The following is an 8,040-nucleotide window of genomic DNA, read 5'->3' on the forward strand; positions in this document are numbered from 1 at the left end:
CGTGGCTGGCGTTCCCGTGGCGCCGATGGCGCCGGTCGCAAACGTCAGGATATCCGCGGGGTTGAAGCAGGCGGTTCGGCCACCAGTTCGCGGGCAAAGCCGTTGAGCATCGTCCGGACCTCCTCATGCTCTTCTGGTGCCCAGCGTTCGAGCATTTGCGCGAGACGTGCGCGATACCCCGCGACCAACTGCTCGAAAATGCCACGGCCGGCTTCGGTGGCCGCGAGCGAACCGTCAGCTTCCCGTGTCAACAGACCAATATCCGCCAGGCGGTCGGCGATCGGCCCCAAGGAGCCTGCGGGGACGCTAGCCGGCAAGGCCCGATCCCGGCAGACCCTCGCCAGCAGCCATAGTTCATCCGGTTCAAGCGACACCCCGCTCCGTTCGGCGATGCGGCGATATGTTTCCCCGCGATCGGACAGGCGCAAGCGCGCAAGGATCAGCTCCAGTTCCTCCAGCGAGGTCGCGTCGTGCGGCATCGCAAAGCTCTCGCCGACCGTCTCCGATCGCTCGCCGCCCTGCAACGGAACCTCCTTCAGGAACCAGGTCAGCACGAAGGCGAACGCCGCGATCACCGCCGCCGAGAGGAATACCGGATGCAATGCGGCCGTGAAGGCCTCAAGGTAGACATGGCGAATGCCCGGCGGCAATGCCGCGATCGCCTCGGCGTCACTTGCCGTCGGCAGCGCAGCGCCCGCCGGCATGTGGCTCATGAGTTCGCTCGCGAGATTGGCCGCGAAGATCGCGCCGAACAGCGATACGCCAACAGAGCCGCCCGTCGAACGAAACAAGGTGGTGCCCGAGGTGGCGACGCCGAGATTGCGATAATCGACCGCGTTCTGGACGGCGAGCACCAGCACCTGCATGACCATGCCGAGCCCAAGGCCGAGCACCAGCATATAGGCGGGCGCCGCCCAGATGCTGCTCGCGATGCCGAGCGTGGAAAGCAGGCCGAGGCCGACCGTCATCACCGCCGTGCCGATGATCGGGAACAGCCGATAGCGCCCGATACGGCTGATGATCTGCCCGCTGGCGATCGAGGTGACGAGCACGCCGCCCATCATCGGCGTCAACTGGAGTCCGGCGGTGGACGGGCTCACCCCCTTCACCACCTGGAGATAGATCGGCATGTAGGTGACGGACCCGAACATCGCCAGGCCGACGATGAACCCGACCGAACAGGCGACCAGAAAGGTCGGATTGGCAAAGAGCGGCAGCGGCAGGATCGGCTCGGCGGCGCGGCGCTCCACCATGATAAAGCCTGCCAAGGCCGCCAGCGCGATTGCGGCAAGCCCCAGGATCGTGGGTGAATTCCAGGGATAGGTATGGCCGCCAAGGCTGGTGAACAGGACGAGCGCGGTCAGCAGGATCGCCATCAGGGCGGCCCCTGCGACATCGATGGCGGGTCGCCGCCGTTCGGCGGGCGAAGTGAAGGCAACCGCGATCACGCCCAGCGCCGCCAGACCCAGCGGAAGGTTGATGTAGAAAATCCAGCGCCAGCTCAGATGCTCGACGAAGAAGCCGCCGATCAGCGGCCCGAGTACGGTCGACAGCCCGAACACGCCGCCGAAGAACCCCTGATAGCGTCCCCGGTCGCGCGGCGGGATGATATCGCCGATCGCCGCCATGGTCGTTACCATCAGGCCGCCGCCGCCCAGCCCCTGGATCGCGCGGAACGCGATCAGCGCGCCCATCGAGCGGCTGAGTCCGCACAGCGCCGACCCGACCAAAAACAGCAGGATCGCGCCTTGCAGCACGATCTTCCGCCCGAACAGGTCGCCCAGCTTGCCGTAGAGCGGCGTCACGATGGTGGTCGCCAGCATATAGGCTGTGACGATCCACGAAAGGTGCGCGAGCCCGCCGAATTCGCCCACTATGGTCGGCAGCGCCGTCGACACGATCGTCTGGTCGAGCGACGCCAGCAACATCACCAGCATCAGCGCCCCGAAGATCAGCCGGACCGATTGTGGCGGCTTTGTCGGCGCCGCCGGTAAGACTGATGTTTCCTGAATCATCCGAACGCGAATCCTTCTCCGTTGCTGTGACATTCCTCAGAGCGCGCGTCCTATCCTGCAAGCGCAAGTTGACACTATCGTTCCGTTTATATTGGCGAGGGCTCGACGCCGCCGGACGGTTCGCGCCCCATATTTTGCCGTGGGCGCCCGCGGCGCGATCTCCATTCCGGTCGTTGGTCCGCCTCAAGGGTGGCGGTTCAATGCCTCCGTCTCGACGCGCTTGATCCAGGCAGCCTTGCAGTCCGAGTAAGCGTGGCTGTCCTCGGCATGCAACCGTGCGCAGCGGCACTTCTCTCGTTCATACGCCCGCGCTGTTTCCGACGAATCGCGCAGAAAATCCCGGAAAGCGAGGTGACGGCGGACAGCCGCGCCTTCGATGAAGCAGTGGAGATGGATTGACCGCTCTGACGTGGCCGGGTCGTCCAGCGTGCAGAAACGCCGCCCTTCCATGCCATATGCACCATGCCACTCATAGCCGAGCGCCTCGACGGCCGGCCGTTCCGCATCCAGGGCATCAAGGGAGGCAACAACCGGCATCAGGTCGAGCACAGGCTTGGCGGCGATTCCGGGGATCGATGTTGACCCGATATGGTGAACCTCGACGATCGAGGAGACGTGCTGCTGAAGCCGCGCCGCCTCGACGGCCGCGCGTAATGCCCAGTTCACATCATAGGGTAAAAGTCTCACCGGAATCGGCTGGGGCATATGAACTCCATCTGGGATAGCGCATCGGCATGGCCCCTTCAGCCCTATTCTGACGCAAAGCTGCCGGGCCGCAAGCCACCACCATGATCGGCCGGCCGGCTTGCACCTCGGAGGTGGTCGTTTATCGAGCCCTGCCGGCATGCCCATCGAAAGATGCCGAAGGGCATCCCCCTGGCGCGCGTCGTTCATCGCGCGGTTGCGGATATCCGCGTTCACCTGAGCGAGATTGCCGGCGATATGCACCGTCATGGCGCCAGCTCCCGCAACCAGTCGGCCAGCATCCGGCACGCGGCGTCGCGCAGCGCCGGCCCAAAATGCGCGGCGTCGGTGCGCAGGGCGCAAGGATCAATGCCAGCCGCCGCAATCTCGGAGGCATGGCCGATCAGCCAGCGTTCTATGCCGGCGCCGGCGTCCACCTCCGGGTGGAACTGGAGGCCAAGGATATTGCGGCCAATGGCGAAGCCCTGCGTCGCGCAAAGGGGCGTCGTAGCGAGATTCACCGCTCCTTCGGGGATTTGGAAGGCGTCTCCATGCCAATGAAGCACGGGGACGCCTTCCAGATGCCGGAGTGGTCCAACTCGTCCGGCCTCAGTCAAGGTCAGCTCCGAAAAGCCGATTTCCTTGATTCCGCTCGGGGCGACGCCCGCGCCCAAGGCCGCAGCGATTTGCTGCGCACCGAGACAGAGGCCTAATGTCGGGCGGTGCGCGGCTAGCCTCGCCGCGAGTATCTGCCGCTCTGCCACCAGGAAGGGATAGCTCTGCGTCTCATAGACACCGACCGGGCCGCCCAAGACCACAAGCAGGTCCGCGCGCATCGGATCGAGCGCGGCTATGTCATGCACGCCAAGATCGTAGTAGTGGATTTCGTAGCCGGCGGCGGTCAGCACCGCTTCAAAGATGCCGAGATCCTCGAAATGGATATGCCGGATGGCGTCAACGGTCTTGGACATGGCACGGGTTCTCCTCGACATGCTGGTCAGCAAGGGCGCGCATGGTCAGCTCCGCACGGGTGAGGCGCATCGCGATTCCGGCCTTGCTGAGTGTGTGAGCGACCGGGGGGCTGAACTTCGACACCGCAACCGATACCGTGTCGATCGCCGCGAACTGTCCGAGCAGGGCAAGCGCGACCGCTTCCGCCAATGCCTCCAAGGTCTGGTATTGCGCCGCGCCGGCGAGCTGCACGACGGTATCGGCGACAGCGTCATAGCGAACAGAGGAATCCAGCCTGTCGTCTCGATGCGTTTCGACCGGCTGCAATTCCGCTTCGATATCGAAAACGAACTTCTGCCCAAGGCTGCGTTCTTCCGCGAACAGCCCATGATAGCCGTAGGTCTGCAATCCGGCGATCTGGATGGTCGTAAGCAAAGGGCGCGCTCCTTCAACATGAGTGAGTCGCCCAGGCGCGCGGCATCTGCACCCGCGCTCCCCGATGGTTCTCCATCCTTTTGCGCCAGTCACGCGGTCAGGACATTACTAGCGCGCACGCCAGCGGATCGAAAGCATTTACGTGCCTAAATCAACACCCGCTCCACCTCGTCCAGCGGCGCAAGGCAGGAGGCCTATCGCCCGTCATGGGCGTCATATCGATACGAGGCAAATTCTCGTGGTTCATGATGCTTTCGTCATTAGGATTTCATTGTCCTATCACGCCGTCTCGGCCCCAGGATGCAGCGGACTGGATAGTGCGAGGATCACCCGCACATCACATTTCCCGCGCTGGCTGACGCGACACTGACGGCGACCGTGAGTCAGCCGTCAGCCTGTCCCCCATAGCATCGCCCCCAATGACATCGTCCAAAGGGGGTGTGCCTTGTCCGCGCGTACACATGTTTCGGCTTTCGTCCTTGCAAGCGCTCTCGCGACGGCGGCCGTGCCCGCCGTGGCGCAATCGGCCTCGTCCGAGTCCGCGAACAGCTACGATGCCGATTTCTTCGCCCGGTCGCAGCCTTCATCGGCCTATGACATGATCCAGCTCGTGCCGGGCTTCCGCCTTCAGGAAGGCAATGCCGAGTTGCGCGGCTATTCCGGATCGGGCGGCAATGTCCTGATCGACGGCCGGCGTCCCGCCAGCAAGGAGGATACGCTGGAAGATCTGCTCAAGCGCATCCCGGCGCGGTCGGTCGACCATATCGAGCTGATCCGCAGCAGCGCGGCGGGATATGATATGCAAGGCTATGCACTGCTCGCCAACGTCGTGCGCAAGAAAGGAAGCCGACTGTCCGGCCGGCTGGAAGGTGAATATGCGAACTTCCGCCACGGCTATGACGCGCCGCGCATCGCGGGCGAACTCAACCTCCGGTCGGGCGACAGGACGCTGGACCTGCAAGGGGCGCTCTACCGGGTGATCGACGATGAACATGGCTTCGGCTCGCGCAACCGCTACGCGCCCGATGGCTCGCCGCTGCGCCTCACCGACTACAGGCAGGCGGAAGGCACCAGCTACAAGGAACTCTCCGGCGCCTATAGCCAACCGCTCGCCGGCGGGTCGTTCCGGGCCAGCGGGCTGTTCAAGGACAGCCGCATGTTCGCCGACATCGAACATGCCATCTACTTTCCCGCCGATCGCCTCATCCTGGGGACAGAGCGCAAGCACATGCGCGCCACCGAGGGCGAGCTGCGCTGGGACCGGCCCATCGCCGCCAGCAGCCGGATCGAGCTGCTGGCGATCCGCCGCGATACGCGCATCCGCGCCACGGACACCTCGCTTGACGCCGCCGACAGCGAGATCAGCAACGAGGCGTCCGATGCCGCCGAGACGATCCTGCGCGGCGTATTCCGGCGCAAGGGGGCGCTGCTCTCCATCGAAATGGGGGCCGAAGGCACGATCAACACGCTCGACAGCCATGTCGCGCTGACCGAGAATGACGTGGCGGTGCCGCTTCCCGCCGCCGACATGCGTGTCGAGGAGAAGCGCGCCGAGCTGTTCGCCGCCGGCACCTGGCATCTTTCGTCTGCGCTGAATGTCGAAACCGGCCTGCGCTTCGAAGCCTCCCGCCTGAAGCAGAGCGGGGACAGCAGCCTCGTCAAGTCGCTCTCCTACATCAAGCCGCGCCTGCTCGCGACCTGGGCGGCCTCCCGGCGCGATCAGCTCCGCCTGCTGATCGAGCGGGAAGTCGGCCAGCTCGACTTCGCGGACTTCGTGAGCGAGGCGTCGCTGACGAGCGGCACCGTCACCGCGGGCAATCGCGATCTCGAACCCGACAGCCTGTGGCGCGCGGAACTGGCCTGGGAGCATCATGTCGGCGCTGGCTCGATCGTGCTCACCGGACGGCATGAATGGGTGCGTGATGTGGCGGACCGCATCGCTTTCGTGTCGCCCGAAGGCATGTTCGACTCCGTGGGCAATATCGGCAATGGCAGCCGCAGCGAATTCCAGATCGACGCCAATCTGCCGCTGGACGGCTTCGGGCTCTCAGGCGTGACGATCAAAGGCTCAGGGCTGTTCCGCCGCAGCCGCGTGACCGATCCGCAGACCGGGGTGAAACGCCGCATCTCCGACGATGTGCCGGTCGAGGCGACGGCTTCGTTCACGCATGATCTGCCCCGCCTGCACCTGCGCTGGGGGGTCAACTATGCCTTCCAGACCGTGGAGACAGAATTCAAGATCGGCGAGGTGCAGCGCGATCGTCTCTCCGACCGGGTCGACGCCTTTGTCGAATATAAGCCCGACGCGCGCTGGACGATCCGTGTGTTCGGCAAGAATCTGACGGACAGCCCCGCCGTCCGCAGCCGCCAGATCTACACCGGCCTGCGTGGAAGCAGCGCCCTCAACTACCGGGAAGAACGCATATTACGCAGCGGCCGCTACTTCGGGATCAATCTGCGGCGCACCTTCGGCGGGTCATGAATGGACTGACGACCAAGCCACGCTCTACGGCACGTTCCTCACGGTCGGTGAAAAGCGCAGGAGGGGACACCGCCGCCCCCTCCCCCGCGCACTGCTATTTCTTCGCACCGACAACGATGCCGCGGCCTTCGAAGGTGGAACCGAGCAGATACCAAGCGTAACCCATTTCTTTGCCCTGCGGCCCGAACAGCGCACCGGCGAAGGCGCCGCTGGTATCGGCTCCAGCAAGCGCACCGGAGAAACCGGGGCCTCCCGAATCGAGCGTGCCAGAGCCGGTGAATTTTCCGAAATCCGTAAAAGCCCCGCCGCCGGGGGGCGACCCCTTCAGGTTCAAAGCAGTGTCCACAGCGCCCGTCTCGAAATTTATCGAAAAGGTGGCGGACGAATAACTTGCGCTGCTGGCTTGATCATTCAGCATATAGGGCCTGTTATTGCTGATGATGGTTCCGCCGACAAAGGTGTCGTAATTAGCCGTCCCCGACTTCGGTACATCGCTCGCTTGCGTCGGCACGCCCCCGAAAGCAAGATCGGTCCTCTGCGTGCCGCCGGGGTCACTGGTATCGGCAATGTGAGTCCAGGAGCCAAACATGGTATAATTCAGCCTGACCCCATTCACTTGCCTTCTCGCCAAGAGAACACGATCTTCAGTCGGATCGGCCCTTTTGAAATAAGTGCTCGAATCCTGCGACGACGACGGATCGAGTTCCGCCTGCGTCATCGTCACCGAATAGCCTTCAGGGGAGGTCAAGGTATAGGAATCCGCGGCAGCATCATAAGCGAGCGCGATGCCAGACCCGAATTTATATGTCTTTGCCGCGCCGCCATTACCAGTGGTCGCCGGCAAGCTCACACCCGCGGTCTTGAACGTCTGATTGCCGGAAAGCTCGTCAAGCGTTCTGTAAGTCACGGATGGAAGCGGGGGCGTGGGCGTGCCGTTCACTCCACCGCCTCCGCCGCACGCTGACAGTAGCGGTATCAATGCCATTGCCCCGGCCAAACTTTGTTTCATAATCTTTTCCCCGCGCTCAAAAAGCCGAACTCACACCAAGTTCGGCAGAAAAACGTTTATAGTCATAGACCTCGATAGAAGAGCGGTTACGCTCCCACTTGACGCGGACCAACGGCGCGAGGGGGCCTACGCGAAGAGTGCGCAGCGTGGCGGCGAGGCTGGCGGCGTAACGATCTTCGATGCGACGGCGTGGATAGAGGAAAAGCCGTGTATCGGTTTCAAGATGGCTGTAGCTGATATTGCCGACGAGCGTGGCGCGGCCCATCTCGCGGAACAGGTAGGCGCTCGTACCGCCGCTCGCGAGCGAGTAACCCGGATCGCGCGCCTTCTCCCGAAAGCCGTAGATTTGCATGCCGCCTCCAAAACGCGGTAAGCGTGGCCTGAGGACCGCGGTTCAGGCGGCTTCGGCGATTACCTGATTATCTGGCTGCCAGTTCCACGGCATGAGTTCATCCCAGCGGGCA

At 63.7% G+C, this 8,040-nt stretch carries 7 protein-coding genes and 1 riboswitch; of the genes, 1 reads left to right on the plus strand and 6 read right to left on the minus strand.

Features of this window, described 5'->3' with window-relative positions; genetic code table 11:
* Positions 1-44: 44 nt before the first annotated feature.
* The 4 genes from IQ35_RS18820 to folB form a co-directional block, all read right to left on the minus strand.
* On the minus strand, positions 45-2,048 hold the full coding sequence (locus IQ35_RS18820; RefSeq protein ID WP_145075726.1) for an MFS transporter: 2,004 nt from the start codon (positions 2,046-2,048) through the stop codon (positions 45-47).
* A gap of 150 nt (positions 2,049-2,198) precedes the next feature.
* The gene (locus IQ35_RS18825; protein WP_145075729.1) at positions 2,199-2,720 is read right to left on the minus strand and encodes a GrpB family protein; all 522 of its coding nucleotides are present in this window, start codon (positions 2,718-2,720) and stop codon (positions 2,199-2,201) included.
* 245 nt (positions 2,721-2,965) lie between these two features.
* Positions 2,966-3,670: a glutamine amidotransferase gene (locus IQ35_RS18830; RefSeq protein ID WP_021246915.1), complete on the minus strand. Its 705-nt coding sequence runs from the start codon at positions 3,668-3,670 to the stop codon at positions 2,966-2,968.
* Positions 3,654-4,085, minus strand: a complete 432-nt coding sequence (gene folB, locus IQ35_RS18835) for a dihydroneopterin aldolase (protein ID WP_158636709.1) — start codon at positions 4,083-4,085, stop codon at positions 3,654-3,656. Before folB ends, IQ35_RS18830 begins: the two co-directional genes overlap by 17 nt.
* A gap of 22 nt (positions 4,086-4,107) precedes the next feature.
* Positions 4,108-4,188: riboswitch (ZMP/ZTP riboswitch) on the minus strand.
* A gap of 342 nt (positions 4,189-4,530) precedes the next feature.
* On the opposite strand from folB, the gene IQ35_RS18840 reads away from it, so the two are divergent.
* Positions 4,531-6,567, plus strand: coding sequence for a TonB-dependent receptor plug domain-containing protein (locus tag IQ35_RS18840; RefSeq protein ID WP_145075735.1), 2,037 nt, complete (start codon positions 4,531-4,533; stop codon positions 6,565-6,567).
* Positions 6,568-6,661: 94 nt separating this feature from the next.
* Here the strand turns inward: IQ35_RS18840 and IQ35_RS18845 are convergent, their stop codons facing one another.
* Together IQ35_RS18845 and IQ35_RS18850 are read right to left on the minus strand one after the other, a co-directional pair.
* Positions 6,662-7,507: a HupA family protein gene (locus IQ35_RS18845; RefSeq protein WP_021246918.1), complete on the minus strand. Its 846-nt coding sequence runs from the start codon at positions 7,505-7,507 to the stop codon at positions 6,662-6,664.
* An 85-nt stretch (positions 7,508-7,592) separates the two neighbouring features.
* On the minus strand, positions 7,593-7,928 hold the full coding sequence (locus IQ35_RS18850) for a hypothetical protein (protein WP_184205037.1): 336 nt from the start codon (positions 7,926-7,928) through the stop codon (positions 7,593-7,595).
* Between the last annotated feature and the right edge of the window lie 112 nt (positions 7,929-8,040).

Source organism: Sphingobium wenxiniae, from assembly GCF_007830065.1.
Classification (GTDB): domain Bacteria; phylum Pseudomonadota; class Alphaproteobacteria; order Sphingomonadales; family Sphingomonadaceae; genus Sphingobium; species Sphingobium wenxiniae.